Annotated in this window: 24 protein-coding genes and 1 tRNA gene; 10 read left to right on the top strand and 15 right to left on the bottom strand. The window is 65.4% G+C overall.

Features of this window, described 5'->3' with window-relative positions:
- Positions 1–108: 108 nt before the first annotated feature.
- The gene (gene rpsI, locus SALLO_RS0111045) at positions 109–498 is read right to left on the bottom strand and encodes a 30S ribosomal protein S9 (protein ID WP_028567170.1); all 390 of its coding nucleotides are present in this window, start codon (positions 496–498) and stop codon (positions 109–111) included.
- A gap of 71 nt (positions 499–569) precedes the next feature.
- The gene (gene rplM, locus SALLO_RS0111040) at positions 570–1,013 is read right to left on the bottom strand and encodes a 50S ribosomal protein L13 (RefSeq protein ID WP_022836365.1); all 444 of its coding nucleotides are present in this window, start codon (positions 1,011–1,013) and stop codon (positions 570–572) included.
- A gap of 349 nt (positions 1,014–1,362) precedes the next feature.
- Here rplM and SALLO_RS0111035 point away from each other — a divergent pair, with 349 nt between their 5' ends.
- The 5 genes from SALLO_RS0111035 to SALLO_RS0111015 all read left to right on the top strand — a co-directional run bounded on the left by SALLO_RS0111035 (position 1,363) and on the right by SALLO_RS0111015 (position 5,767).
- Entirely contained in the window at positions 1,363–1,995 is a 633-nt protein-coding gene (locus tag SALLO_RS0111035) for an RNA polymerase sigma factor (RefSeq protein WP_022836364.1), read from the top strand.
- A gap of 164 nt (positions 1,996–2,159) precedes the next feature.
- A complete protein-coding gene (locus tag SALLO_RS0111030) occupies positions 2,160–3,215 on the top strand; it encodes a hypothetical protein (protein WP_028567169.1) in 1,056 nt (351 codons plus the stop codon).
- Positions 3,216–3,398: 183 nt separating this feature from the next.
- Positions 3,399–4,775 (top strand): dipeptidase, encoded by a 1,377-nt coding sequence (locus SALLO_RS0111025; protein WP_022836362.1) that lies wholly within the window; start codon positions 3,399–3,401, stop codon positions 4,773–4,775.
- Positions 4,776–4,817: 42 nt separating this feature from the next.
- A complete protein-coding gene (gene tadA / locus SALLO_RS0111020; protein ID WP_228702806.1) occupies positions 4,818–5,279 on the top strand; it encodes a tRNA adenosine(34) deaminase TadA in 462 nt (153 codons plus the stop codon).
- Entirely contained in the window at positions 5,276–5,767 is a 492-nt protein-coding gene (locus SALLO_RS0111015; protein WP_022836360.1) for a metallophosphoesterase family protein, read from the top strand. Before tadA ends, SALLO_RS0111015 begins: the two co-directional genes overlap by 4 nt.
- A gap of 15 nt (positions 5,768–5,782) precedes the next feature.
- Here SALLO_RS0111015 and SALLO_RS0111010 read toward each other — a convergent pair whose 3' ends face one another.
- The 11 genes from SALLO_RS0111010 to SALLO_RS0110960 form a co-directional block, all read right to left on the bottom strand.
- On the bottom strand, positions 5,783–6,787 hold the full coding sequence (locus SALLO_RS0111010) for a sugar phosphate isomerase/epimerase family protein (RefSeq protein ID WP_022836359.1): 1,005 nt from the start codon (positions 6,785–6,787) through the stop codon (positions 5,783–5,785).
- 32 nt (positions 6,788–6,819) lie between these two features.
- Entirely contained in the window at positions 6,820–7,989 is a 1,170-nt protein-coding gene (locus SALLO_RS0111005; RefSeq protein WP_022836358.1) for a Gfo/Idh/MocA family protein, read from the bottom strand.
- A gap of 68 nt (positions 7,990–8,057) precedes the next feature.
- Positions 8,058–8,942 carry a sugar phosphate isomerase/epimerase family protein gene (locus tag SALLO_RS0111000; protein WP_022836357.1) on the bottom strand — a complete coding sequence of 295 codons (885 nt, stop codon included), beginning with the start codon at positions 8,940–8,942 and terminating at the stop codon, positions 8,058–8,060.
- A 46-nt stretch (positions 8,943–8,988) separates the two neighbouring features.
- On the bottom strand, positions 8,989–10,704 hold the full coding sequence (locus tag SALLO_RS0110995; RefSeq protein WP_022836356.1) for a GMC oxidoreductase: 1,716 nt from the start codon (positions 10,702–10,704) through the stop codon (positions 8,989–8,991).
- Between the two features lie 37 nt (positions 10,705–10,741).
- Positions 10,742–11,335, bottom strand: a complete 594-nt coding sequence (locus SALLO_RS0110990) for a gluconate 2-dehydrogenase subunit 3 family protein (RefSeq protein ID WP_022836355.1) — start codon at positions 11,333–11,335, stop codon at positions 10,742–10,744.
- Positions 11,336–11,358: 23 nt separating this feature from the next.
- Complete coding sequence (locus SALLO_RS16745; protein WP_022836354.1) at positions 11,359–12,900, bottom strand: MFS transporter; 1,542 nt, start codon at positions 12,898–12,900, stop codon at positions 11,359–11,361.
- Between the two features lie 34 nt (positions 12,901–12,934).
- Positions 12,935–13,732, bottom strand: coding sequence for a 3-keto-disaccharide hydrolase (locus SALLO_RS16740; RefSeq protein WP_022836353.1), 798 nt, complete (start codon positions 13,730–13,732; stop codon positions 12,935–12,937).
- A 257-nt stretch (positions 13,733–13,989) separates the two neighbouring features.
- The gene (locus tag SALLO_RS0110975) at positions 13,990–14,499 is read right to left on the bottom strand and encodes an outer membrane beta-barrel protein (protein WP_022836352.1); all 510 of its coding nucleotides are present in this window, start codon (positions 14,497–14,499) and stop codon (positions 13,990–13,992) included.
- Between the two features lie 142 nt (positions 14,500–14,641).
- Entirely contained in the window at positions 14,642–16,018 is a 1,377-nt protein-coding gene (locus tag SALLO_RS0110970; protein WP_022836351.1) for a sigma-54-dependent transcriptional regulator, read from the bottom strand.
- A 33-nt stretch (positions 16,019–16,051) separates the two neighbouring features.
- Positions 16,052–17,704 carry a Ppx/GppA phosphatase family protein gene (locus tag SALLO_RS16735; protein ID WP_022836350.1) on the bottom strand — a complete coding sequence of 551 codons (1,653 nt, stop codon included), beginning with the start codon at positions 17,702–17,704 and terminating at the stop codon, positions 16,052–16,054.
- Between the two features lie 171 nt (positions 17,705–17,875).
- Complete coding sequence (locus SALLO_RS0110960) at positions 17,876–18,907, bottom strand: FecCD family ABC transporter permease (protein ID WP_022836349.1); 1,032 nt, start codon at positions 18,905–18,907, stop codon at positions 17,876–17,878.
- A gap of 457 nt (positions 18,908–19,364) precedes the next feature.
- On the opposite strand from SALLO_RS0110960, the gene SALLO_RS0110955 reads away from it, so the two are divergent.
- Both SALLO_RS0110955 and SALLO_RS0110950 read left to right on the top strand, forming a co-directional pair.
- Complete coding sequence (locus tag SALLO_RS0110955) at positions 19,365–19,661, top strand: nucleotidyltransferase family protein (RefSeq protein WP_022836348.1); 297 nt, start codon at positions 19,365–19,367, stop codon at positions 19,659–19,661.
- Complete coding sequence (locus SALLO_RS0110950; RefSeq protein WP_022836347.1) at positions 19,658–20,017, top strand: HepT-like ribonuclease domain-containing protein; 360 nt, start codon at positions 19,658–19,660, stop codon at positions 20,015–20,017. Before SALLO_RS0110955 ends, SALLO_RS0110950 begins: the two co-directional genes overlap by 4 nt.
- A 54-nt stretch (positions 20,018–20,071) precedes the next feature.
- Here SALLO_RS0110950 and SALLO_RS0110945 read toward each other — a convergent pair.
- A tRNA-Leu gene (locus tag SALLO_RS0110945) sits at positions 20,072–20,160 on the bottom strand.
- 169 nt (positions 20,161–20,329) lie between these two features.
- Between SALLO_RS0110945 and SALLO_RS17875 the strand changes: the two genes are divergently transcribed.
- Genes SALLO_RS17875 through SALLO_RS16730 form a run of 3 tightly spaced genes read left to right on the top strand, consistent with a single transcriptional unit; the run spans position 20,330 to position 23,696 of the window.
- The gene (locus tag SALLO_RS17875) at positions 20,330–21,121 is read left to right on the top strand and encodes a cytidine deaminase (RefSeq protein WP_051141370.1); all 792 of its coding nucleotides are present in this window, start codon (positions 20,330–20,332) and stop codon (positions 21,119–21,121) included.
- A 26-nt stretch (positions 21,122–21,147) separates the two neighbouring features.
- Positions 21,148–22,080: a calcium/sodium antiporter gene (locus tag SALLO_RS0110935; protein ID WP_022836346.1), complete on the top strand. Its 933-nt coding sequence runs from the start codon at positions 21,148–21,150 to the stop codon at positions 22,078–22,080.
- A 2-nt stretch (positions 22,081–22,082) separates the two neighbouring features.
- Entirely contained in the window at positions 22,083–23,696 is a 1,614-nt protein-coding gene (locus SALLO_RS16730) for a S8 family serine peptidase (protein ID WP_051141369.1), read from the top strand.
- 143 nt (positions 23,697–23,839) lie between these two features.
- On the opposite strand, the gene SALLO_RS0110925 is transcribed toward SALLO_RS16730, so the two are convergent.
- Entirely contained in the window at positions 23,840–25,657 is a 1,818-nt protein-coding gene (locus SALLO_RS0110925; protein WP_228702805.1) for an ABC transporter ATP-binding protein, read from the bottom strand.
- Positions 25,658–25,730: the final 73 nt, after the last annotated feature.

The raw sequence follows: 25,730 nt of genomic DNA, 5'->3' as shown, positions 1-25,730 counted from the left end.
CAGCGCGCGGTCACCCCGCCGCAGCATCGGGCCGTATGATTGATGGAAGGCCGGAGCGCGCGGCGAGGACTTGCACACCTCGCCCGGCGCCTCCGGAATTGCGTTGGGTTAACGCTTGCTGTACTGGCCTTTCTTGCGCGCTTTGGGCTGGCCGTACTTTTTGCGCTCGACCATGCGGTCGTCGCGCGTCAGGAAGCCGGCGTCGCGCAGGGGCTTGCGCAGCTCCTCGTTATAAGAGACGAGCGCGCGGGCGATGCCCAGCCGAATCGCCTCGGCCTGCCCGGTAAGTCCGCCGCCGGAGGCATTCACGACGACGTTGAAGTCGCCGATGGTTTCGGTGGCCACAAACGGCTGGTCGAGCGCGCGGCGGCGCCAGGCTACCGGAAAGTACTCGGACGCGTCTTTGCCGTTTACAACGAAGGTGGTGCCATCGCCGGGGCGAAGGTAGACGCGCGCCGTCGAGGTCTTGCGACGGCCCACGGCGTTAAACTGTGTGATTGAAGCCATAAAAAAGCGGAGGTTGTCAAAACGAGGAAGCAACGGAGCGCATCAAGCGTGCGCGGTAGGCGCTACAAGTCCAGCGGCTGGGGCTGTTGGGCGTCGTGCGGGTGGTCGGCACCGGCGTATATCTTCAGCTTCTTCAGCATGCGGCGCGCCAGGGGGCCGCTGGGCATCATGCCCTTTACGGCGTGCTCCAGGATGTACGTCGGCTTTTGCTCGCGCACCTCTTCAGGCGTCAGCTCGCGTTCGCCACCCGGATAGCCGCTGTAGGTACGGTACGTTTTATCGGTCTCTTTGCGTCCGGTAAACCGTGCCTTGTCGGCATTGACGACGACCACATAGTCGCCGGTGTCGATGTGCGGCGTAAACGACGGCTTGTGCTTGCCGCGCAGCACGTGCGCGATGCGCGAGGCAAGGCGACCCACCACCTCGTCCGTCGCATCGATCACGTACCAGGCACGCTCCACATCATCGGGTTTGGCGCTATACGTCTTAAAGCTCTGCGTGTCCATATCAATTTATGCATCCAAGGGCTAAACGGTACCGGAAGCCATGAAGCAGATGGGGCGCGCGACAGGTCTTTGCTGCACCAGTCATCGGCGCGTAGCCCCGTTCCATGGCCGGGAAGGGAACGTAGACAATTCAGTCTCCTTCCCACGTATCCTCTGTGGATAGGTTTTCAAGCATCCCTGTATTCCATCAATCTTGATGGAAGGCCCGGGTGCGTTGTTTTTCTTGACGTCTGGCATTAAATTGCGTTCATTGGCGTTGCGGTCATTTAAGATTTGTTAGGCTCGGCGCCGATCAGCCATCTTGCCTTCGTTCTACCAGTTTCAGTTAGTTGGTACGGTACGCTCGCCCATGTCGTCCCCTCCCTTTCAGCGTGTTGCCGAGGTGTTGCCTTTTGCCCTGGATGATACCGCCGCGGTGAACGACGTGTTTGCGCGGTGGTGCGCCAACGCATCGCAAAAAGACTTGAAGCTGGTTGAGCTGTGGACGTACGGATACGTGCAGCGCTACTACTTCTACAAGATGATTCGGGGCGAACTGAAGCAAGCCTCCGACCTGGACGCACTTGTTGAGAAGGCGCACACGCGGGCGCAGTCCTCGCGCGATACGGTGCGCAACCCGAAGCGGTACGCAAACTGGGTGAGCGTCATCTGCAAGCATACGTTCTTGAACTACCAGCGGGGCGACCGGCACATGGACTCGCTGGATGACGAGGAGGCCCCAACGCTCCCGGCCGATACCCTGCCGCCCATCCCCGAAGGCGCCTTCCTGCGACAACCGATTGAGAATGCCATCGAGGCCCTGCCGGATTACCTGCAGGTGACCGCGCGGATGTGCCTGCTGGAGCATGCCTCGTTCGAGGAGGTGAGCGAAGCCATCGGAAAATCTGTGGGCACCGTTCGGGCATACAAGTCGCGCGCGCTGAAGCAACTGCGCCAAGACGAGGGTCTAAGGGAATATTTTGACGCATGGAAGCAGCGGTAATGGAGCAACCTGCGACTTATTTACAATTCAGTCCGTTACGTTGGGTAGCGAGGCGTGTCATACAAACAGTTTAACCGAGTACATAGTATTTGAGATCGATAGCTACGTGCTGAGGCCGGCGTGGTATTGCGGCTGTGGCGCGTTGGATGAGACAGAAGCTCTTCATGGATGATCAGCGATTAGAAGATCACATTTTGAACTACAGCGCGCTGTCGGCAGAAGACCAGGCAGCGGTTGAGGAGGCGGTGCGCCATCGTCCGCAGATGCAGGCGCTCCTGCGCGATGTGAAGGCGCTCGAAGCCCTGGGGCAGCAGGCGTATGCCCCGGCTACCGGCGCGGAGGCCCACCCGCTGCTCGCCTACTACGTGGCCGTGCAGTTCATGCATCCGGGCGACGTGGCCCCCGCGCTCAAGGCGCGCTTCGAGGTGCTCGAAGCCCAACTGGCGACGGACGAAACGCTGCAGGCAACCTACGAGCGGTACCGCCAGCGGGCTGCGGACGCCGCCGAGCACTTCGACCGCGCCGATGAGCAGTTCGAGGCGCTTACCGGCTTTGCGTTAGACGATACGCTGCTCGACGATTCGTCTGATGATGGGTCGCCCGACGCCTCGGGCGACAGGGAGGGGCCGGCGCCGTCGGTGGCCGAGCGCCCGCCGGAAGGCACAAGCAAACACATGCATCTATGGGGCGCCCCAATGCGCACGGTCACGCGCTGGGCCGTGGCCGCGGTGCTTCTTGTGGGCCTCACGTACGGCGCGCTCTACGCGATCGGCCGCGCGCAGCAGTCTACGGCCGAACGCCTTGCGGCCGTGTCGATGCAGGAAACGCGCATCGAGGGCTACACGACGCGTACGCGGAGCGCCGCCGACGCCGCCAAGGCACCAACCACCCCCGACGCCCGCTTTCTACGGGCGCTGCAGGCGCTCCGTTCGGCCCGCTCGGCCCCGCTCGGCCTGTTTCCGTCGTACGACTCCACCGCCCTTCGACAGGCAACCCAAGACCTAACCTACGTCCTGACGCACACGCCCGAGGGCTCCTTCCTCGCCCTTGAGGCCCGCTTCTTCCTCGGCAAGGCCCTGCTTGCCCAGGGCAAGATTGAAGCCGCCCGCCAGCAGTTCAAGACCGTTGCGCTGCTGCAGGGGCGCCGGTCGCAAGACGCGCACCGCATCCTGCGGAAGCTGCAGGCGGCCTACCCCGCAGCGCCGCCATCGGCTTCCTGAATCTTGCATGGAGACACACGGCGGACGACGCACAGGGGAGCCGAATGGTGAGCGTCCGCCCCTCGGCTCTCCTACGCATTGACCCGACAGGAGGCGAAGGGCCGGCAAGAGAACGCATGCGCCTGTTACGTATTCCAAGGAGCGGACGCGTTCTCATTTGCCCACTCACCGATTGCCGTTCTCATGAAGCACGCCCTCGCGTACGCCAACGACCACGCCGATACGTTCGTTGAGCAGCTCGAAGCGCTTCTGCGTATTCCATCGGTAAGCACCGACTCGGCCTACGCCGATGAGGTACAACAGGCGGCCCACTGGCTGGCCGATCATCTGGAGGGGCTTGGCGTGCAGCACGCCGAAGTGTGCCCTACCGCGGGCCATCCGGTGGTGTACGCCGAGCACGTCACCGGCGACTACAAGCCGACCGTGCTGGTCTACGGCCACTACGACGTGCAACCGCCCGACCCGGAGGAGCTGTGGGAGACGCCGCCGTTTGAGCCGACGCGCAAAAACGGGACGCTTTATGCCCGCGGCGCGTGCGACGACAAGGGGCAAATGTTTATGCACCTGAAGGCGCTGGAGGCGTACCTGAAGGCCGAAGAGACGCCGCCCGTAAACCTGCTGTTTGTGCTGGAGGGCGAGGAGGAAACCGGCTCGCCGCACCTCGTGCCGTTCATCAAAGAGCACAAGGCGCGGCTCTCGCAGGCCGACGTCGTGGTGGTCTCGGATACGAGCATGTTTGCGCCTGGTGTGCCGTCGATTACGTACGGGTTGCGCGGGCTGGCGTATGCCGAAATCTCGCTTACGGGCCCGCAGCGCGACCTGCACTCGGGCCTGTACGGCGGCGCGGTCGAGAATCCGGCCAACGCCCTCAGCGCGCTCATCGGCAGCCTGCACGACGACGACCACCGCGTCACCATTCCGGGATTTTACGACGACGTGCGGCCGCTCACCGACGAGGAGCGCGCGACGTACGCGGCGCTTCCGTTTGATCAGGCGGAGTGGATGGACGAGATTGGGCTGCGCGAGGTGTGCACCGAGAACGGCTATAGCGTGCTGGAGGCCATCTCGGCGCGGCCAACGCTCGACGTCAACGGCCTGTGGAGCGGCTACACGGGCGAAGGGGCCAAGACGGTGCTGCCGTCGGTGGCGCATGCCAAACTGTCGATGCGCCTGGTGCCAAACCAGCAACCCGACGCCATCTACGACAAGCTGGAGGCGTGCCTGCGCGCCCGCGTGCCCGAGACCATGCGGCTGGAGGTGAAGCGCCTGCACGGCGGCAAGCCGGTGCTGGTGGATCGCTCGCACCCGGCCATGCAGGCAGCGCAGGAGGCCATGTCTACCGTATACGATACCGAAACGCGTCTCATCCGCGACGGCGGCTCCATCCCGATCGTGGCCGACTTCAAGGAAATCCTGGGCCTGGAGACGGTGCTCATGGGCTTTGGGCTCCACTCGGATGCCATTCACTCGCCCAACGAGCACTTTGGCCTCGACCGCTTCCACGCAGGCATTCAGTCCATCATTCGGTTTCACGCGCGCTACGCAGCACAAACGGCCTAGCGCAGCTCTATCGCTTGTGTGCTTGTGAGCTTCAATCGCCTCATGGATACCCACCGTCGTTGGATGCAGCAAGCCTTTCGCGAAGCCGAGCGGGCCTACGAGGCCGATGAGGTGCCTGTGGGCGCGGTGGTGGTGCGCGGCGGGCGCGTGGTGGGCCGCGGCCACAACCGGGTGGAGCGCCTGCAAGACCCCACCGCCCACGCCGAGGTGATTGCCATCACCGCGGCCTGCGATACGCTGGGCACTAAATTCCTCACCGACTGCACGCTCTACGTGACGTTAGAGCCCTGCCCCATGTGCGCCGGCGCGCTGGTCAATGCACGGCTGCAGCGCCTCGTCTTCGGCGCGCGCGACGCAAAGGCCGGGGCTGCCTCCACCCTCTACAGCATCGTCTCCGACGACCGGCTCAACCACAGCATGGAGGTCATTGAGGGCGTGTTGAGCGATCGCGCGGCCGACCTGCTCCGCGCCTTTTTCCGTCACCGCCGCTCCGCCACCGAATGACCTTAGGCATTGTCTCCGACACGCACGGCTACCTGCACCCGGCGCTGCTCGACGACCTCGCCGGCGTCGATCACATCTTTCATGCGGGCGACATCGGCGACCTGTCGATTCTGGATGCCCTCGAAACGATTGCGCCCGTTACGGCGGTGTTCGGCAACGTGGACGGCTGGGACATCCGCCATCGCTGCGAGGAGCGCGTGCGCCGGACGTGCGCGGGCGTCGATGTTGCCATGACGCACATTGCCGGGCGGCCGGGCCGCTGGCAGCGGCGCGTTGACGACTGGCTGGCGCAGGATCCGCCCGACGTGTTCATCTGCGGGCACAGCCACATCCTGCAGGTTGAGCGCGTGCCGTCGCTGGGCAATCTCCTGTTCGTGAACCCCGGCGCGGCGGGCCGCCAGGGCTTCCACCAGGAAAAGACGTGCGTGCGGCTCCGGCTGACCAACGGAGCACCGGCCCAGGCCGACGTGATTCATCTGGACGGCTGAGCGCGGCGGCGCGTCTTACGCTCCCTCCTCGAAGGCCGCATCGAAGGCGCGATCGGACGGCGGGAAGTCGAGGGCACGCACCCGCTTGCAGGCCTCTTCGGCCCCGTGGGCGCGGTCCATCCCGGCGTCTTCCCACTCAATGGAGAGCGGGCCGTCGTAGCCGATGCGGTTGAGGCGGCGCATGATCTCCTCAAACCGCACCTTGCCCCGGCCAATGGAGCGGAAGTCCCAGTACCGATCCTCGTGCCCAAACGGCAGATGGCCGCCAAAGACGCCCGCCGTGCGCGGCCCGTCGGCCCACCATACGTCCTTCATGTGGACGTGAAAGATGCGGGCGGCGTGCGTGTCGATGAAGTCGAGGTAGTCGGCGCGCTGATAGGCGAAGTGGCTCGGGTCGTAGTTGAACCCAAACGCCGGATGATGGTCGACGGCTTCAAGGGCGCGCTGCGCCGAGGCGCCATCAAATGCAATTTCGGTGGGATGAACCTCCAGCGCAAAGCGCACGCCGGCTTTGTCAAATACGTCCAGGATGGGCGCCCACCGGTCGGCAAAATCCCGAAAGCCGGCGTCAATATGTTCAGGGGAAATGGGGGGGAAGGCATAGAAGAGGTGCCAGATGCTGGAGCCCGTAAAGCCGGTGACGGTGTCTACGCCCAGGGCCCTGGCCGCGTGCGCAGTGGCTTTCATCTCCTCGATGGCGCGTACCGTAACGCCGGCGGGGTCGCCGTCGCCCCACACGCGCGCAGGCAAGATGGCCTGATGGCGCGCGTCGACCCGGTCGCACACGGCTTGCCCCACCAGGTGATTGCTGATGGCCCACACCTTCAGGTCGTGCGCGGCAAGGGCGTCGCGGACGCTTTGCACGTAGCCATCGTCGCTTGCGGCGCGCCGCACATCGAAGTGGTCGACGGCACAGGCCATCTCGATGCCGTCGTAGCCCCAGCGGGGCACGTGGTCGAGGATGGTGTCAAACGAAAGGTCGGTCCACTGACCGGTAAACAGGGTGACGGGGCGAGGCATAGGCATGGCGGGAATGCTTAGCAGAGCGTGCGTTACGGCGCAGGCGGCGTGTAGCGGGCATCCACCCAGGCGTCTTGGCGACCGCTTTTGAGTGCCGTTTCGATAAAGTGGACGCCGATGGCGCCATCCTGCACCGTTGGAAAGTCATGATCGAGCGGATCGACCGTGGTGCCCGCGATGCGCGCGCCAATGGTGCGGGCGGCGCTGCGGTAGATGTTGGCGAAGGCCTCGATGAAGCCCTCGGGGTGGCCGGCCGGCAGGCGGGTGTAGTGCTGCGCGGCGGCCGCGAGGTATTCGCTGCCGTGGGTGTACACCTGGTGGGGCTGTCCGTTGCGGCGCACCACCAGGCGGTGCGGATCTTCCTGGCGCCAGTCGAGCGACCCGGTGGTGCCATAGACGCGCATCCGCAGGTTGTTCTCCTCGCCCTGGCTGACTTGCGAGCAATAGAGGACGCCCCGCACGTCGTTCGTGTAGCGCACCAGCATGTTCACGTCGTCGTCTACCGCCCGACCCTCCACCACGGTGCCCACATCGGCACACAGGCGGGTCATGTCTAGACCGGTGACGTAGCGCACCAGGTGTTCGGCGTGCGTGCCAATGTCGCCCAGGGCGCCGGCCCCCGCGCGCTGCGGGTCGGTGCGCCAGTCGGCCTGCTTGTCATCCGCGGCCGCCGGGGCGCTCAGCCAGCCCTGGGGGTACGCAACGACAACCTTGCGCAGCGTGCCCAGGGCACCATCGGCAACCATCGCGCGGGCCTGCTTCACCAGCGGATACCCGGCATAGGTGTGCGTTAGCGCGAACACCACGTCGTGCGCGGCAACGAGCTCACACAGCGCCTCGGCGTCTGCAAGGGTGGTGGTGAGCGGCTTGTCGCAGATCACGTGGATGCCCGCCTCGATGAACGCGCGGGCCACGTCGTAGTGCAAGAAGTTGGGCGTTACGATAGACACCGCGTCGATGCGCTGCTCGCGGGGCAGGGCCGCTTCGCGCGCGGCCATCTCCTCGTACGAGGCGTAGACGCGCGCCGGGTCGAGGTGCAGCGCCGCGCCCTGGGTCTTCGACTTTTCGGGATCGGACGAGAACGCCCCAGCTACGAGGTCGAGTGCGCCGTCGAGCGCGGCGGCGGCGCGGTGCACGGCGCCAATAAAAGCGCCGGGGCCGCCGCCCACCATGCCGTACCGAATCGGACGATGAAGGGCCATGACGTTGCGGGAGGTTGGTGGCGAAAAGCGAAACGGCGCTGCCTAGGCGCGCCCAAAACAGCGAGTGCTTAGGGCAAGAGGCCTTGCAGATGTTGCATGCTGGCGCGCAGCGAGGCCAGCGGATCGCTGGGATTGTCGTGCTCCACAAAGCCGTACTGCAATCCGGCCGTGGTAGCATGAGAAAAGAGCGCCCCAAAGTCAATGGTGCCCTCCCCGACCGGCGCCATGGCACCGCTAGCGGTGCGATCTTTGAGGTGCCAGAGCGGAAAGCGCCCGGGGTACTTCCGAAAATAGGCCACCGGATCGACGTCCGCGGCATGCATCCAATACACATCCGCCTCCATCTGCACCAGATCGTCTTCGGTGGCCGATAGCAAGAGGTCATAGGGCACGGTGCCGTCGAGCGCGGCAAACTCAAAGTCGTGGTTGTGATAGGCCAGCTGCACGCCGGCGTCGGCGCAGCGTTGCCCAAACGTGTTGAGCAGCTCGGCGATGCGGCGGTAGGCGTCGAGCGAGCCGCGATCCTTCTCCTGCAGATACGCACACACGAGGTAGCGGTGGCCCAGGGCCTGGGCCCGGTCGATGAGGGCTTGCGGGCGCTCGCGGATGTCGGCGGGCATGCAATGGGCCGAGGGGGCTGCAAGCTGCAACCGCTTGAGCAGTGCCCCGACCCCGGCCGACGACTGATCGTAGTAGCCGGCAAACTCGAGGGTTTGGTAGCCCATGCCGGCCAGCTGCTCGATGGTGCCTACAAAGTCGTTGGCCAGGAGCGTGCGCACCGTGTACAGCTGCACGCCAATGGGACGAATGGCCGCGGCCCGCGCGCTGGTCGTATCGGCTACGGCAGAAGACGCAGCGGACGGCTTGGGATCGGCGGTGCAGGCGGTGAGCGCGGCGACGGCCGACCCGCCCGTGAGGCTCGCCGCAAGCTGTAGGAAGGAGCGTCGGTTCATGCGGCAATGTTGGGTGTGAGTGAGAAGAACAAGGCGGCCTACCGTACTACAGGGTGCCGTTTTCCAGCTGACGCACGGCGTATTCCGCGGCCCGCGCGGTGAGGGCCATGTACGTAAGCGAGGGGTTTTGGCAGGCGGCGCTGGTCATGCAGGCGCCGTCGGTAACGAAAAGATTCGGCACGTCGTGCGCCTGATTGTGGGCGTTGAGGACAGACGTTTGGGGATCGCGGCCCATGCGGGCGCCGCCCATCTCGTGGATGCCCTCACCGGGCCAGTACCGATCTTCGAACACTGTGATGTCGGTAGCACCCGCTGCATCAAGCATCTCGGCTGCCGCCGCTTTCATGTCCTCGCGCATGCGGCGCTCATTTTCGCCCAGGGTCACGTGCATCCGTAGCGCCGGCATGCCCCACGGGTCGGTAGTGCTTTCATCGAGCGTCACGTAGTTGTCCTCGTACGGCAGTATTTCCCCAAAGCCGTAGAACATCATCTTCCACGGCCCCGGCTCGCGGATGCGGTCTTTGAGGCCCGCCCCGATGCCCTCTTCGTTGAGCGCGCGGCCCCAGCTCTCGCGGTATGCGCCGCCCTGGTAGCCGTAGCCCCGCAAAAAGTCGACGGCGTCGCCGCCGCCCGGCAGGTTCCGAAAGCGCGGCACGTAGATGCCGTTGGGCCGGTTGCCGTAGTAGTAGGTGTCGTCGTAGCCCGGCATGGTGCCCACGGCGCCCACTTTAAAGTGGTGGTCCATGATAAACTTGCCCAGCGTGCCGCTGCTGTTGGCCAGGCCGTTGGGAAACGCCTGCGAGGTCGAGTTGAGCAAGATCTTGGTGCTGCCCAGCGCCGAAGCGCACAAGAAAATGACGTCGGCGGTATAGGTGCGCTCCGCTTTGGTCTCCCGGTCGATGACGCGCACGCCGGTGGCCCGGCCGGTGGCGTCGTCGTACAGCACGCTGTGCACAATGCTGTTGCATTGCATGGTCATGCGGCCGGTTTTGCGGGCCGCGGGCAGCGTGCTGCTCTGGCTGGAGAAGTAGGCCCCCACGCTGCAGCCCCGGTCGCAGGGTCCGCAAAAGTGGCACGCCTGACGTCCCTGCTCGGGCTTCGGCTCGGTGAGAATAGCCGCGCGCCCGATGGTCATGGTGCGCTCCGGAAAGTTCTCCTCGATGCGCGAGCGCAGGTCTTTCTCCACCACGTTCATGGCCATGGGCGGCAAAAACTCGCTGTCGGGCAGTTGCGGCAGGTTTTCCTCCCGGCCGGTAATGCCTGCGTAGCGCTCCACGTAGCTGTACCAGGGCGCTACATCATCGTAGCGTATGGGCCAATCGACGGCCACGCCCTCCTCCGCATTGGCGCGAAAGTCCATCGGACTCCACCGGTACGTTTGGCGGCCCCACGTAAGCGAGCGCCCGCCCTTCTGGTACCCGCGGATCCACAAAAACGGGGTGTCTTCGTCGAAGGTGTACGGGTGCTGGGTGTCGTTAACGAAGAAGTGGTTGTTGTACGGATTCACCGGCCCTGCCATCGACTGGCGCGGCTGCTCCTCTTTCATCTGTTGTTTGTTGCCCTGGCCGTTGTAGGGCATCTCCCACGGGGCCTTGTGCTCGGTGGGGTAGTCGCCGTGCTGCACGTCGGGCCCGCGCTCTAGCACAAGGGTTTGCAGGCCGCGCTCGGTGAGCTCCTTGGCGGCCCACCCGCCCGAGATGCCCGAGCCCACGACGATGGCGTCGTAGTGATTGCTGCGATCAGACGATTGTACGTAAGGCATAACACACTGCAAAGGAAAGACAGAAAGAGACCGGCGGTTAATCTTGCGACCAGGCGCGCCCGATGTCGGCAAAGGGCACGTTGCCGTCGTAGTAGCCCGGCACGATGTTGAGGCGTAGCTCCTGGGTGGCGCCCACTTCGGAGGTGTAGTAGCCCACGAGGGTGAGCTCTTTGAACATGCGGAAGAAGGAGGGCGCCTCGGGATCGGGCGGCGGCGCATCGGGGCCAAAGGTGTCGTCGTCGAGGGTGGCCACGGCGGCCGTCTGCAGCGCACGCGAGAGTTCAGCAAACGGGCGTTGGTGCGCGGCGCGCACTTGTGCGCCGAACGCTTGCAGACCGTCCATGAAGCGCTTCCGATCCTTCGCCAAAAAGCTGTCGCCCACCATGCGATCGATGAACCGCGGCACGCCGGCCGCGCGGGCCCCAGGCGTGTCCGTCGGCGGAATGATGATGTCGGTCATGGGCGCCACGAGCTCAAACTGCGCCTCGGACAAGAGGACGAGCGGCCCGTCGCTGGTGGGCGCACAGCCGGTGAGGGCGCTGCTCCACACAGGCGCCGAGACGAGCCCGCCCACGAGGAGGGCGGTGCGCTTGAGCGCCTCGCGGCGCGAGATGTTAGCGGAGGAAGCCATAAGCCAAAAGCTAAGGTCAGACGTTAAGAGGCATCGGAGGTGGCGGCAAGGGATTCGACTTCGTAGCCCCCGCGCCGCCGGTCGCGCAGGTAGAGGCCGCCAAAAATGAGGATGAGGAGGGCCGTAAAGGGCACGATGTAGCGAAAGGACATGCGTCCGCCGTAGTTGTCGGCCGGCCCCAGCAGGCCTGCAGCCCGGTCGGGCAGGGCCTGCGCGGTGGCGTTGGTGGTAGACTCCACGGCGGCTTTACTATCCACCACGGCGCGCAGTGCGTTGGCGGTGGTGCCCTGCGGCAGCGCGCCGCTTTGCTGGTGGGCGGCAAGGGCCTTTTGGGCCGTCGTGATTGCGCGTTCGAGGTCGCCCGTGAAGCCGCTGGGCACGTCGGCGGTGAGGGCCGGATACGTAGCGCGCACCGTTTGCAAAACGTCCACCACGCGCGCCTCGGGCAGCCGTTCGTGGGCGTATTCGTCGGCGATGCCGCCCATTTGCGGAGCGGTGACGAGGCCCACAACGGCCATGCCCACCGCGCCCATCAGGCCCAGCCCCAGGGCGCCGGTACGCGGCATGCGCTCGTTGACAAAGCCGAGCATGGTGGGCCAAAAATACGCGACGCCCAGCGCAAACACCGTTGCCGAGCCGAAGGCCATGAGGGCCGTGTCGGCGTAGCTCAGCCAGAGGAGCCCGCCGGTGGCGACGACGGATGACGCCAGGAGCACCAGCGTGGGCGAAAAGCGGCCCACGATCTTATCCGAGTTGTAGCGCATGAGCGCCATGAGGCCGTTGATCCAGGCGAGCACAAGCACCCCGATGCCCACAAAGCCCCCGGCGGCCTGGCTCAGGCCCGACTCCAGCACGGCGGGCACCCATCGGTTGGGGCCCAGCTCGGTGGAGGCGGTAAGCGCCATGCAAAAGAGCATCAGCCACATCAGCGGCGTGGCAAACGTGGCCTTAAACATCTGGCCAGTGCTCACGCCAGCCTGTACGTTCTCGGTCGGCGGAAACGAGGCGCGCAGCATCAGCACGCCGTAGACCACCGTAGGAATGAGGATCAGTCCCAGTTTGAGCTCCCACGCCCCGAGGCCCACTTGGTCCAACACAAAACTTCCGACCCCACCCAGCACCACACCGCCCGGAAACCAGACGTGAAATTGGTTGAGCTTAACGGCTTTGTTGTTGGGGTAGAGGGTGGCAACCAGCGGATTACACGCCGCCTCTACCAGCCCGTTGGCCATCGCAATGACGAGCGCGCCGGCAAAGAGCATCCCAAAGCCGGTGGCGCCAATCATGCAGGCGGTGCCCGCGAGGTGGCCCACAAACGACAGGCGCAAGAGCGTGCGCATGCCCAGCGTGTCGCAAAGCGGCGCAAACACCACCTGCGACACGGCAAAGCCCCACAGCGCCGCCCCGCCAATCCACCCCACTTCCGCATTGGTGAGGATGAATTCGCGCTTCAGGGCCAGCATGATCGCGCCCACGGTGGCAAAGGCCACGGATGTGGCGATGAGCGCTATGCAACTGCCAAGGAATAAACGCTTACGGTCGATGTCGGGGAGCGGGGCGCTCATAAAGCCAGGGGCTGCACACGAGAAGGGCTGCGGGTTACGGGTTCAGCGTGCGAATCTTGATGTCGCGAAACCACACCGGATCGCCGTGATCTTGCAGGGCAATGTAGCCGCTATCGAAAGAAGCGTAGCCCGGCATCTCGCCAAATTTGCTGTTTTGCACGCGCTGCGTCCACTCCTCGCTGCCAATGACGTAGCGCACCAGTTGGGTGCCGTTCAGGTAGTGCGTCACGGTATCGCCGCGCACCACCAGGCGGGCTTCGTTCCACTGCCCCACCGGCTTGGTGACGTCTTGCGCCGGGGCGTAGAGGGCATAGTTGGCACCGGCGGTGGTCTTGGGATTTTCGCCGTTCGGATGCCGCTTGTTGTCGAGCACCTGCATCTCGGGGCCGGTTTGCCACGGCCACTCGTAGCCCTCTTCGCGCACGTTGAACATGATGCCGCTGTTGCCGCCTTCCGAGATGCGCCATTCCAGCCGCAGATCGAAGTGGTCGTACATCTGACGCGTGATGATATCGTCGGGCGCGTCGTCGTTCGCACCGGTAAAGTGCATCGCCCCGCGGGCAATCGTCCAATCGTCGGGCATCGAATCCTGCGTAAACCCACGCCATTGCGCCATCGACGTGCCGTCGAACAACAGGCGCCACCCGTTGGCCTGGGCCGCCTGCGATAGGGCATTGACGGAGTCGGGGAGGGGCGCGGCCGCCGCGTTGGAAGCGTCGGGGGCGGAGGCGGCATCAGGCGTGGCCGAGGCGTCGGGCGCGTCGGAGCCGCACCCTACGAGCAGGCCGGCAAGGAAAAGCGTGCTTGCCAGGCAACAACAGCGGGTCCACATAAAGACGGAAAAGCAGGTGGTGGAGAATCGGTGAACGATTTGAAAGATAGGGTGAAGGAGGCATATTTCCAAATAGTTACGGCATTATTTTGCAGAAGAGCGCCAACGAGCGCCGCAAACCATAAAAAAGCCGCAGCCGTCGCCTACACAACGGTGCAGGTGACAGCTACGGCAGGCCCATTCACGAACCGCTCGTGACGTTGGCGGCGTCGCGAGTGATTACCTGAAAATGGGAGGCGTGGTGAGGACCAGCCCCGCTAGAACCGGAAGAGCAGCCCGCCCATGATGTTGAACAGCGAAACGTCGCCGCCCACCTTGGCTTTGGCTTGCACAAACGGCTGCAGGCTGCCGGTCTGGAATTTGGCGCCGCCCACCAGGTTCAGGCCGATGTCGGTGTCGCTGCCGGTGCCAAACGAGCCGGCATCGAACGAGGTGCGCACAATGCCGAGCCCGCCGCCCGCGTACGGCGTGAAGACCTGGTCGCTGCCCGTAAACTCGTAGAGCGCGTTCAGGCTAACATTGAAGAGGCTGACGCCGTCGGTGCTGACGAAGTAGTAGTCGAAGGCCGGGTTGATAACCACCGGCAAGCTGGCGGAGCTGATGCGCGCGTCGGCACCGAGGAAGATGTCGCCCCCGATGTCTGCGGCATCGCCCAGGCTAATGCCAAGGCGCGGCCCAACCTCAACCGTTGTTTGGGCGGTCGCGGAGGCCGGCAGCAGCAAAAGCAAGACGGCAAGCACCGAGAGACCTGTAGAGAGATAGCGCATGGTAAAAAGGGTTCGGTTTGTGTGAGATACGTGCACGGGCCATAGGCCCGATCAAGGATGCACTTTCCACTGCGTAAACACCGCTCCGCACAGGACACATGCCGGGCGCGCGGAGCCCGGCGGCATGCATTAAAACAGGTTCTTAGTCGCCCCGCTCGATGCCGTACTTGTTGAGCTTGTTGTAGAGATGCGAGCGCTGGATGCCGATGGTTTCCGCCGTTTGGCTCACGTTCCAGTCGTGCGCATTGAGCTTGTGCTGGATGAAGGCCCGCTCGAAGGCATCGCGGGCTTCGGTGAAGTCCTCGTGGCTGTGGATGAGGTCGGTAGCCAGCGAGTCGCCGGGCGCCGAGGGGCCAATGTGGCGCTCTACGGCTTCGGCGGTGATGGTGTCGCCGTCGGCCAGGATGAGCAGCCGCTCGACCACGTTCTGCAGCTCGCGCACATTGCCGCGCCACGGGGCTTGGCGGAGGTGCTGAATGGCCGCGTCGGTAAAGGTGCGGGGCTGCATGCCGTGCCGGCGGGCCAGGTGCTGGGCGAAGTGGCGCGCGAGCGGCGGAATATCGTCGCGGCGATGCCGCAGCGGCGGCACGTCAATCAGGATGACGCCAATGCGATGGTACAGGTCTTCCCGAAAGCGGCCCTCCTCCATCTCGGCCATCAGGTCTTTGTTCGTGGCCGCAACCACGCGCACGTCCACCTCGATGGGCTGGCCTCCGCCCACGCGCTGGATGGTCGATTCTTGCAGGGCACGTAGCACCTTCGCCTGGGCCGAGGCGCTCATGTCGCCAATTTCGTCAAGGAAGAGCGTACCGCCGTCGGCCTGCTCAAACTTACCGATGCGCTGCTGCGTGGCGCCGGTGAAGCTGCCCTTTTCGTGGCCAAACAGCTCACTCTCGATCAGCTCGCTGGGGATGGCCGCGCAGTTGACCTCCACGAGGGGCGCGTCGGCACGGCCCGACTTCTGGTGGATCCACCGCGCGACCAGCTCCTTGCCCGTACCGTTTTCGCCGGTGATGAGCACGCGCGCCTCGGTGGCGGCCACCCGGTCGATGGTGGCCTTGATGTCGGCAATGGCGTCGCTCTCGCCGATGATGGGGGAGAGGTCGCCGGCCTGCTCGGTAATCATTTGCCGCATGCGCTGATTTTCCACCTCCAGCGTGTTGCGGTCGAGCGCATTGCGAACGGTGACGAGCAGGCGGTTGAGGTCGGGCGGCTTCTCGATGAAGTCGTACGCGCCGAGCTTGGTGGCCTCCACGGCGGTCTCGATGGTGGCGTGGCCGCTGATCATGATGACGGGCAGCGTGGGCTGTTCGTCGGCCAGGGTGCGCAGGACCTCCATGCCATCGGGGGCGGGCATCTTGATGTCGAGCAGCACGGCATCGTACGTGGTTTCGCGGAGCATGGTGAGGGCTTCGCTGCCCTCGGTGGCCACGTCGACCGCGTAGTCCTCATACTCCAGAATTTCCCGCAGCGTGCGGCGGATGCTTCCTTCGTCGTCAACAACCAGGATGGTGGGCATGGCGCAGTGGGTGAGCCTTGGGGATTGCCAGCGTTAGGGGGCCATTGCAGCAGGCGGCACGTTGCCCGTGAGCAGGTCGTCGGTGGTGGTGACGGTGAGCGTGCGCCCGAAGGTGTCTTCAAAGCGCGCCGCTTCTTGCCGCACGGCCCACACTTCAAGCTCCGGATCGGCGTTGGTATGCAGGGCAAGGGTTAAGCGTTCGCTGGTGAGGGCGAGCCGCAGGGCGCGCACGTTCTGGAAGTGGCTCCGGTCGAGGCCCTCGGCAATGCGTAGCAGCACGCTCAGCTTCCGCACGCGCTGCTGCTGCGCGGGCGTGAGGGCAGCAAAGGACGGGTGCGTGGCGTCGGGCGACGCGCCGCGGTGATAGCGGGCCACAAGGGCAATGATGGAGACCTCCAGCGGCTGAAACCCGCGCAGATCGGCGTTCTGGATCAGGTAATGCGAGTGGAGGTGGTGGTCGGGGTGGTTGATGTGGTAGCCCACGTCGTGGAGCAGGGCCGCGTACTCCAGCAGCTCGGCATCGGCGGCAGGGCCCGCGTACAACGGCGCGCACACGTCGAAGAGAAGCCCCGCGGTGGCAGCCACGTGCTGGGCATGCTGCTCCTCCCACGAGAAGCGGAAGCCAATCTCGTAGACGCTGCGGCGCCGCACCGTGCGGAACGGCGCCAGGTAGCGCAGCCGCTGGTAGTTGTCTTCAATAAACTGCACCACCATGCCCTCGCGCAGGGCGTGCGACGACACCCGCAGGCGCCGGATGGGAAGCTGGGCGAGCAGCTCGTCCATGAGCAGCGCCCCCGCGCCAATCTGATCGGCGCGTTGCGGGTCGATGGCCGCCAGGGCCATGCGCTCCTCGGCGGCCGCGTCAATCACGCGGCGCAGGGCCGTCCGAAAGTCGCCGGCGGCGAGGTCCTGCTGGAAGATGGTGCGCTCGCCATCGCCGTGGGCATTCACGCACACGCGGGCCAGGCTCTTGACCGTGCCCGACGAGCCCACGATGGTCTCGACGCGGTGGGCCCGCGCCGCCTCCAGAACCGCTTCCAGCGACATGCGAAAATGCGCGCGCATCGCGTCCTGCTCATCCGGCGTGATGGGGTCGGTCGTCACGAACTGCTCGGTCATGCGGGCCGCCCCCAGTTTTAGGCTCGTGGCGAGGTGCACCGTGCCCTTGGCCACGACGATAAACTCCACCGAGCCGCCGCCCACGTCCACAATCATCGACGGCTCCGAGAGGTCGACGGCCCGCGCGACGCCCTGATAGATGAGCTGGGCTTCCTGCGCTCCGCTGATCGGCCGGATGCGCAGGCCAAGGGTGTCCCACACGCGCTCGATGAACGCCCCGCCGTTTTGGGCCTCGCGGATTGCGCTTGTGGCGTAGGCAAGAAACTCGCGGACGTTCCACCCCCGCGCCAGCAGATCGATACGCCGCAGGGCTTGCACGCCGCGCTCCATGGCCTCGGGCGGCAGCACATGATCCATCAGCCCGTGCTCGCCCAGGCGCACCATTTCCTTCATGCGGTCGATGACCTTGAAGCTGCCGTTGGGGTGGGCATCCACAATGACGGCGTGGAAGGAGTTGGTGCCCAGGTCAATCACGCACAGGCGCACCGGCGAGGCGGCTCCGTTGGCCTCGTACGAGGTATGCGGAAGGTGAATACACGCCGTGCGTTCGCGAACCGAGGAAGGCATGAGCGGTGGTGCTTTCAAGAAAATACCGGATGGAAAAGAAAACGAAGCGATCCGAGCGAAACAGCACGGTGCGGGTTCTTCCTGTAAAATTTCTGGACAGTTTGGCGATATCGGGCAGTGTAGCGTGCACAATGACGCGGGAGGCGATGCATCCGGCGCAGCCACAAGTGCTCAGGAGATCCCGAAGTGGTAGGTGCCGCGGCGCAGCAGCATCAGAAAGAACGGCACGCCGCACAGGGCCGTGAGGATGCCCACGGGAAGTTCCTGTCCGGGCAGGAGGCTCCGCGCCGCCACGTCGGCCCACAAGAGGAAGAGGGCGCCGCCGAGGAAGCTGAGCGGCAGCACGCGCCGGTGCGGCACGCCCACCACCGCGCGCACGGCATGCGGCACGATGAGCCCCACAAAGCCGATGGCGCCCGAGACGGCCACGAGGGTGCCGGTGATGAGGGCCGCGAGAGCGAGCAGCACGTGCTTGAGCGTCTCGACGGGCACCCCCAGGTGCAGTGCGGCCTCCTCGCCCAGGAGGAACGCATCCAACGGACGGGCCAGGGCCCACAGCACCACGCCCCCGCTAAGCGTAACGACCGCCGGTACCGTCAGCATGGTCCACTGCGTGCCGCTTAGCGAGCCCAGCAGCCAAAACAGCACCGCCCGCAGTTTGTCGGGCTCCGGCGACGCAAACGTGATGAAGGAGGTGACGGCGCCCATCAGGGCCGAGAGGGCGACGCCCGCGAGCAGCAGGCGGGGGATGGACAGGCGCGCGCCGCGCTGGGCCACGGCGTACACCACCAGCAGCGTGGCCCATCCGCCCCCCACTGCCGCCAGCGGCATGGAGACGTGGCGCGCCACGAGCGGCGGCAGAAAGCCCAGGTAGAACAGCGAGGCCCCGGCCGAGGCACCGCTGGAGATGCCCAGCACGTACGGCTCGGCCAGCGGATTGCGCACCAGCGCCTGCATGGCGACGCCCACCACCGAGAGGCCGCCGCCCACAAGGAGCGCGAGCACCGCGCGGGGAAGGCGCAGCTGCCACACGATACGCGCGGCCACCGGCGCGTCGACCGGCGGCCCGCCCAGCTGCGCCCACAGGACGCGCGCGGCCAGCGTCCACGACACCTCTACGCTGCCCATAGCCGTCGCCCCCACCACCGACCCGCCCACCGCGAGCAGCAATCCAAGGCTCAACAGGAGCGGGCGGCGGGGCATACGGAGCGGGCGGTTCCAGGGCACAGTGGAGCAGCCCTAACGCTGCGCCCAGCCGGACGGTTTTCGGAAGCCGGGCACGATTTTAACTCCGAGCGTACAACTGCTCATCGAGTTCTCTTCTCCTGAATGGGCGGCTGGCGGAATGGCGCGATCATAATCATGTAGGCATGAGAAAAAATTGTGGGGTTATCGATGGCATTTCTGTTCCACAGCGCTTTACGTGCATGGCCGTCACCCAAAGTTCCCGCCTGCTGAAGCACGCCAAGGCCGGGCGGCCCTTGGCGCACCACGCACGACCTATCTCCGCTCCAGCGGAGACTTCTCAACGTGCTAGGCAACCGGGGCCGATGGCGCTCTCGGACCTCATCGAGACGATCGATTCAGGCGGCTCGATTTTCCTGAACGCTCCAAGGGGAAACAGCGTACACATACTGTCCCTTAACCGATGATACCATCCATGCGCACCCTCGACGCCATTCGGCGGCAGCTCCGGGCCGAGATGCCTGTCCTGCGCGAGCGCTACCACGTGGAGCAGCTCGGCATCTGTGGCTCATACGTGCGCGAGGAACAAACCGAGGCGAGCGACCTGGACCTGCTCGTGACCTTCACCGAGACGCCGGGGCTCTTCGATTTCATTGGACTCAAGCACTACCTCGAAGATACGCTCGGCCTTTCGGTGGATCTGGGCATGCCGGATGCGCTAAAAGAAGGCCCTGCGGCCGACAACATCCGCCGGGAGGTGGAATACCTGTGAGCCGTGGCCAGACGCAGTACATTCTCGACATTGTGGAGGCCATGGACGCGGCCGAAGCGTTCGTCGAAGACGTGACGTTCGAAGCACTGGAAGGCGACCGGCGCACGCAGTACGCCCTGCAGCGAGCCTTCGAGATTATTGGAGAGGCAACGAAACAGATCGACGAGTCAATTCAGAAGCGCTATCCCGATGTGCCATGGCGCAAAATGGCTGGCATGCGAGACATCCTTGCTCACCAGTACTTCGCTGTGAACCTGGAGGTCGTATGGAATGCGGTCCATGAAGACTTTCCCGAGGTACAGCTGCACCTCCAAGCAATTCTGGAGGAGCTGCAGACGACAGGAAAGGACCAGTAGAAAACCCAGCGGGCCGCCGATTCCAGACAGCTCAAGGCATTTGGTCCCTCGAAATGGTGCCGGAGGTGGGACTCGAACCCACACGGTGCACAAGCACCAACGGATTTTAAGTCCGTTGCGTCTGCCGATTCCGCCACTCCGGCCTATGCTACAGCTGCTCCAATTGCGTGCGTGCTTTAGCATACGCACTGGGCCGCTGCCGTACAACCTTGCGCGCCGGCCGCGCCAATGCAAGCCGCGTTCTGCGAAACTTTCGGTGAATCAAGCGATACTGCCGGTCCCTGGATTCCCGATTGCCCCGCCGCACGCCGTATGGATGCTTCGCCCCCCTGGCTCGCCGCCCTCTTGAACTGTGCCGAAACGGCGGCCCCACGGGCGTACGTTCCCTTCTCGGAGGCACCGGTGGGCGCTGCGCTGCTCCTCACCGACGGCCACTGGATTCCCGGCGTGCGCGTCGAGAGCGCGTCGTTCTCGCTCACCCTGCCTGCGCTGCACAACGCGTTCACCACGGCGGTGGCGCTGCAGGCCACCGCGCGCATCGTGGGCGTGGCCTGCAGCCGGCCCGTGCGCCCCGAGGAGGCCACCTACCTGGAAGGGCTTTCCGTGCCCCTCACGCCGACAACCGACCGCGTGTGGCACGTGCACGGCAGGCACGGGCCCGAGCAGATCGGCGATCCGCTGTCGCCGCTCTTGGAGGCGGCGCCGGTTGATGACGCGGCCGGCCGGGCCCTGGCGCGCCGCGTGGCGGAGCGGGCCTATGTCCCGGCTTCGGCGTTTCCGGTGGGCGCTGTGCTCGAAACAACGAACGGGTGGGTGTCCGGGGTGAACGTGGAGCATCCGGACTGGGCGCGCATCCTGTGTGCCGAGCGCAATGCCCTGGGCACGGCCCGCTCATATGGCTTGCACCCGGCCGATCGGCTCTACCTTACCTGCCTGCGCGATCCCCACGGGTCGCCCTGCGGGGCCTGCCGGCAATGGCTCGTGGAGCACGCGCCGCAGGCCACGGTCATTATGGATCGTGGCGATGACTCGGCGGTTCATCAGGCAGCCGTCCCCGACCTCCTGCCCGATTCGTTTAACGGGCGCACAATGCTGAACGCTTAACCTCCTGACCCTTTTCGGATACGTCCATGCTGGTTGATGTTGCACTGTTCGTTGTTGGGCTCATCGCGCTGTACTACGGAGCGGAGGGCCTCATTGCCGGGGCGTCAAGCGTCGCACTCCGCTACGGCATCCGTCCCATCCTGGTAGGCCTCACCATCGTGGCGCTGGGCACCTCGATGCCCGAGTTTGTGGTGAACCTCCTTGCCGCCGTACAGGGCGAGTCGGCGCTGGCGCTGGGCAACATCGTGGGCTCCAACATTGCCAACATCGCGCTTATCCTGGGCGTCTGCGCGTTGGTGGTGCCGCTTACCGTGCAGGCGCCGGTGCTCAAAAAGGAGTATCCGTTCATGCTGCTTACCATGCTCGTGTTTTACGGATTGGCGTGGGACGGCGCGGTTACGGCGCTCGACGGCGGCATCCTGCTGGTGGGCCTGGTGGCGCTGCTTACGTACCTGGCGTCGCAGGGCCGCACGGCCGAGGCGGTGTCTGCCGAGGAGGTCGGCGTCTCTGGCGTCCGCCGCACGCTCTACATCGTGGGCGGCATTGTGGGGCTGGCCGTTGGCGCACACTGGATGGTGGAGAGCGCCGTCTCGATGGCCGACCGCTTCGGCATCGATCATGCCGTGGTGGGCCTCACCGTGGTGGCGCTGGGCACGAGCCTGCCCGAGCTGGCCGCGTCGCTCGTGGGCACGCTCAAAGACGAAGCCGATCTCTCGTTTGGCAACGTGGTGGGCAGCAACATGCTCAACGTCCTGTTTGTGGTGGGCCTCGTGGCGCTGTTTCGTCCGCTGGATGTGGATGCTGCAGCGCTGCGGATTCACTTTCCGGTGATGATTGGATTTGCATTGTTGCTGTTGCCCCTGGCGCGCACCCATTACGAGTTGGCGCGCTGGGAGGGGGGCTTGCTGGTAAGCGGCTTTGTGGCCTACATGGGCTATCTGATCGTCCCGTACCTGTAGTCATGCGCACCGGCCGAATACTTTGGAGCCTGGGGCTTCTCGTGCTCTGCACGGCGGGGGCGGCGCACGGACAGTCGGCACCTGCGGATGCGGAGCGCACGTTCTGGGTGTTTTTGGAGCGGCAGCCGGCGGCGTGTCCGGGGACCGATGCGGCCCGGGCCCGGCGCGCGCTACGGGGGCGCAACGGCGTGCACTGCTGGCAGCTACCGCCTGCTACCCAGCGCGCGCTGCGGGCAACCGCCGGTCCGCTACGCACCGTCAGCCGGTGGCTGGGCGCTGTAAGCGTGGCCTTGACGCCCGCGGAGCGCCGGGCGGTGGAGGCGCTGCCGATGGTGCGCCGGGTGCAGCCGCTGGGCCTTCGGTTGCAGCGGACCGCCGTGCGCGCTCCGGAGGTGGTACAGCCGGGCCTCGCGGGGTTGCAGCTCGCAACCGTAAACGCCGTGCGCGCCCTCGACGACGGTTTCGATGGCCGCGGCGTGCACCTCGGGTTTATGGATGCCTCGTATCGCGGCTTCCAACACACGGTGTTTGCGCCCCTGCGCGCCTCGGGCCGCCTGCGCGGGCTGCGCGATTTTACGCCGGGCACGCAGCAGGGCCAGCATGGCCAGATGGTGGCCTCGGTTGCGGTGGGCTACCAGCCGGGGCGCTACGTGGGGCCGGCGCACGGCGCTACCGTGTGGGCCGCAACGACCGAGCACACCCCCTACGAGCGGAATATCGAAGAGGACTTTTTTGTGGCGGGCCTGGAGTGGCTGGAGCGCCAAGGGGTGGATGTCGTCAACATCTCGCTGGGCTACACGCGCTTCGATGAGGGGGAACGCAGCTACATGCCGGCGGCGCTGGATGGCGACACGGCGGTGACGACGCGTGCGGCCGACCGGGCCGCGGCCCTGGGCGTAACGGTCGTTACAAGCGCGGGCAACGGCGGCTGCGCGCGCGCCGAACGCTGCTGGTACTATGTGGGCACGCCGGCCGATGCCGACTCGGTGATCACCGTGGGCGCCGTCCGCCCCGACTCGTCGCGCGCTTCGTTTAGCGCACGCGGCCCCACGGCCGACGGCCGCATCAAACCCGACGTAGCAGCGCTGGGCACGCGCGTTGCTGTTGCCAACGGCCGCGATACGTTTGTGCGCGGCGGCGGGACCTCGTTTGCCGCGCCCATGGTGAGCGGCATCGCAGCGCAGATGCTGCAGGCCAACCCGCGCCTCCGGCCCCTCCAGGTGCGGGCCATCCTGCGGCAGACGGCCTCGCACCCGGGCCGCCCCAACAACCGCACGGGCTGGGGCATCGCAGACGGCACGGCCGCCGTGCGCACCGCGGTGGCATGGACGCGCCTCTGGCCGCCGCCGCTCACGCAAATCGAACCGCCGTACCCGCTGCGGGCCACCCGCCGGGTGCAGGTTGTAGTGCGCGCCGCGGCGGGGGCGCGCCACGCCCGCATCACCCTCGTCGACCGGCTCGGACGGGTGCAGATAGCCCAGACGATGCCGCTACGCGCGGGCTACAACCGCCACGCGCTCTCCGTACACAGCCTACCGCCTGGCGTGTACGGCTACCGGGTGCAGGCCGACGGACACACGCGCCGTGGGGTTGTGTCCGTGTTGCCCCCATCATAAACGCCGAGGGCCTGCATGCGGCAGCACTGGCAAACCTGCATGACACGTTTGCAGCAATTGGAACGACCGACGAGGTGCTCGCGGATTGGCATGCGGCGGGCGATGCAAACAATTCGACCCGCGGGTAACCCTCCGCGGCGCGGCTACGCAGCGGCCGCGCGCTCCTGATCGCGGTACTGCAGATCGTACAGCTTGCGGTACAGGCCCTCGTGAGCCAGCAGCTCCTGATGGGTGCCGCGCTCGCGAATCTCGCCTTTGTGCATCACCAAAATCTGATCGGCATCGCGGATGGTGGAGAGGCGGTGCGCGATAGCCAGCGTGGTGCGGTTTTCGGTCAGGCGCTCCAGCGCGTTCTGAATGAGCTGCTCCGTCTCGGTGTCTACGCTGGAGGTGGCTTCGTCGAGCACCATCACCGCTGGATCGTACAGCAGCGCCCGCACAAACGCCAAGAGCTGCCGCTGCCCGTGCGAAAGCGACGACCCGCGCTCTTTCACGTCTTGCTGATAGCCGTTGGGCAGGCGCTCGATAAAGTCGCTGGCTTGCACCAAATCGGCCGCGCGCTTCATCGTGTCGGGGTCGATGGTGTCGTCGCCCAGCGTCAGATTCCGCTCTACGGAGCCCGAGAACAAAAATACGTCTTGCAACACCAATCCCAGGTGCTGGCGGAGATCATCGAGGCGCAGGTCGCGGATGTTTACGCCGTCGAGGAAGATGTCGCCTCGCTGCACGTCATAAAACCGCAGCAGCACGTTCATCACGGTCGACTTGCCCGCGCCCGTGGCGCCCACCAAAGCGAGCGTCTCGCCGGGCTCCACCGTGAATGACACGTCCTTCAGAATCCAGTCGGGGGCGCCCTCCGCATCGTCCTCGTACGCAAACCAGACGTTCCGAAACTCGATCCGGCCCGCCACGGCGTCCAGCGTCACCGGGTCGTCGCGCTCGGCGAGGCGTTCGTCCTCATCGACCAGCCCGTAGATGCGTTCCGCCCCCGAAAGGGCGCGCTGCAGCGTGTCGTACTGGTTGGAGAGGTTGCGGATGGGCTGGAAGAACTGCCGCACGTACTGCAAGAACGCAATGAGCACGCCCAGCGTGAGCGTGCCGGTCATGGAGCGCAGCCCGCCAAACCACAGAACGGCGCCCAGGGCCACATCCGATACAATTTGAACCGCCGGCCAAAAGACGGCGAAGTAGAAGATGGTTTTGATTTGCGCCTGCCGGTGGTCGTCGTTGATCGACCGGAAGCGCTCCATCTCGTCGGCCTCGCGCCCAAAGAGCTGCACGATGGCCATCCCGGTGACGTGCTCTTGGATGAACGCATTCATGCGTGAGACCTGCTTGCGCGTCTCGCGGTACATGGCCCGCGCGTTTTTGCGAAACCACGCCGTCACCGCAATCATGAGCGGCAGCACGGCCAGCGTGACGAGGGCGAGCGTCACGTTGTAGTAGAACATGAAGGCGGCGATGAACAGCACGCGCATGCTGTCGCCCAAAATGACGACCACGCCGGAGGAGAGCAGGTCGCTGAGGGCCTGCACGTCGCTCGTGGTGCGCGTGATGAGCTTGCCGATGGGCGTGCGGTCGAAAAACGACAGGGGCTGCCGCTGGATGTGCTCGAAGACGCGCGTGCGCAGGTCGTCGATGGCGTGCTGGCCGATCCACTGCGTAAGGTAGTTTTTGCCGAACGCAAACACGCCTTCGCCCACGAGCGCAAGCACCAGAAAGCCAATGATGCGCCCCAGGCCGTCGAGGTCGCCCGTCACGATGTAGTTGTCGATGGCCTGCTGGATGAGCCACGGGCGCAGCGGCCCCAGCAGCGACGCGGTAACGGTAATGACGAGCGCAAGCACCACCCACCCGCGATAGGGCGCGAGCGTCGCGATCATGCGGCGCAAGAGGGTACCGTTGAGCGCATCCAGCTTCTGCTCTTCGGTGCGTGCGTCGGTTGTAGACGAAGAAGCCACGTGCAGGAGGCCAAAGATCGGAGGTCCAGAACAGTTGCCCAACTCACACCGGCAAATCCATGTTGCGCCACGT

It is taken from the genome of Salisaeta longa DSM 21114 (assembly GCF_000419585.1).
GTDB lineage: Bacteria > Bacteroidota > Rhodothermia > Rhodothermales > Salinibacteraceae > Salisaeta > Salisaeta longa.
This window is presented reverse-complemented; position numbering and strand designations above follow the sequence as displayed.

Excerpts from the sequence above, each read along its gene's own strand:
- SALLO_RS0111010 (WP_022836359.1), bottom strand. The coding sequence starts at position 6,787 with ATGCCTCGCCCCGTCACCCTGTTTACCGGTCAGTGGACCGACCTTTCG.
- SALLO_RS0110990 (WP_022836355.1), bottom strand. The coding sequence starts at position 11,335 with ATGGCTTCCTCCGCTAACATCTCGCGCCGCGAGGCGCTCAAGCGCACC.
- SALLO_RS16730 (WP_051141369.1), top strand. The coding sequence starts at position 22,083 with ATGCGCACCGGCCGAATACTTTGGAGCCTGGGGCTTCTCGTGCTCTGC.
- SALLO_RS0110970 (WP_022836351.1), bottom strand. The coding sequence starts at position 16,018 with ATGCCCACCATCCTGGTTGTTGACGACGAAGGAAGCATCCGCCGCACG.
- SALLO_RS16740 (WP_022836353.1), bottom strand. The coding sequence starts at position 13,732 with ATGTGGACCCGCTGTTGTTGCCTGGCAAGCACGCTTTTCCTTGCCGGC.
- rplM (WP_022836365.1), bottom strand. The coding sequence starts at position 1,013 with ATGGACACGCAGAGCTTTAAGACGTATAGCGCCAAACCCGATGATGTG.
- SALLO_RS0111015 (WP_022836360.1), top strand. The coding sequence starts at position 5,276 with ATGACCTTAGGCATTGTCTCCGACACGCACGGCTACCTGCACCCGGCG.
- SALLO_RS0111000 (WP_022836357.1), bottom strand. The coding sequence starts at position 8,942 with ATGAACCGACGCTCCTTCCTACAGCTTGCGGCGAGCCTCACGGGCGGG.
- SALLO_RS0111030 (WP_028567169.1), top strand. The coding sequence starts at position 2,160 with ATGGATGATCAGCGATTAGAAGATCACATTTTGAACTACAGCGCGCTG.
- SALLO_RS0111005 (WP_022836358.1), bottom strand. The coding sequence starts at position 7,989 with ATGGCCCTTCATCGTCCGATTCGGTACGGCATGGTGGGCGGCGGCCCC.
- SALLO_RS0110975 (WP_022836352.1), bottom strand. The coding sequence starts at position 14,499 with ATGCGCTATCTCTCTACAGGTCTCTCGGTGCTTGCCGTCTTGCTTTTG.
- SALLO_RS0110960 (WP_022836349.1), bottom strand. The coding sequence starts at position 18,907 with ATGCCCCGCCGCCCGCTCCTGTTGAGCCTTGGATTGCTGCTCGCGGTG.
- tadA (WP_228702806.1), top strand. The coding sequence starts at position 4,818 with ATGGATACCCACCGTCGTTGGATGCAGCAAGCCTTTCGCGAAGCCGAG.
- SALLO_RS16735 (WP_022836350.1), bottom strand. The coding sequence starts at position 17,704 with ATGCCTTCCTCGGTTCGCGAACGCACGGCGTGTATTCACCTTCCGCAT.
- SALLO_RS0110995 (WP_022836356.1), bottom strand. The coding sequence starts at position 10,704 with ATGCCTTACGTACAATCGTCTGATCGCAGCAATCACTACGACGCCATC.
- SALLO_RS0110955 (WP_022836348.1), top strand. The coding sequence starts at position 19,365 with ATGCGCACCCTCGACGCCATTCGGCGGCAGCTCCGGGCCGAGATGCCT.
- SALLO_RS17875 (WP_051141370.1), top strand. The coding sequence starts at position 20,330 with ATGGATGCTTCGCCCCCCTGGCTCGCCGCCCTCTTGAACTGTGCCGAA.
- SALLO_RS0111025 (WP_022836362.1), top strand. The coding sequence starts at position 3,399 with ATGAAGCACGCCCTCGCGTACGCCAACGACCACGCCGATACGTTCGTT.
- SALLO_RS0110935 (WP_022836346.1), top strand. The coding sequence starts at position 21,148 with ATGCTGGTTGATGTTGCACTGTTCGTTGTTGGGCTCATCGCGCTGTAC.
- SALLO_RS0111035 (WP_022836364.1), top strand. The coding sequence starts at position 1,363 with ATGTCGTCCCCTCCCTTTCAGCGTGTTGCCGAGGTGTTGCCTTTTGCC.
- SALLO_RS16745 (WP_022836354.1), bottom strand. The coding sequence starts at position 12,900 with ATGAGCGCCCCGCTCCCCGACATCGACCGTAAGCGTTTATTCCTTGGC.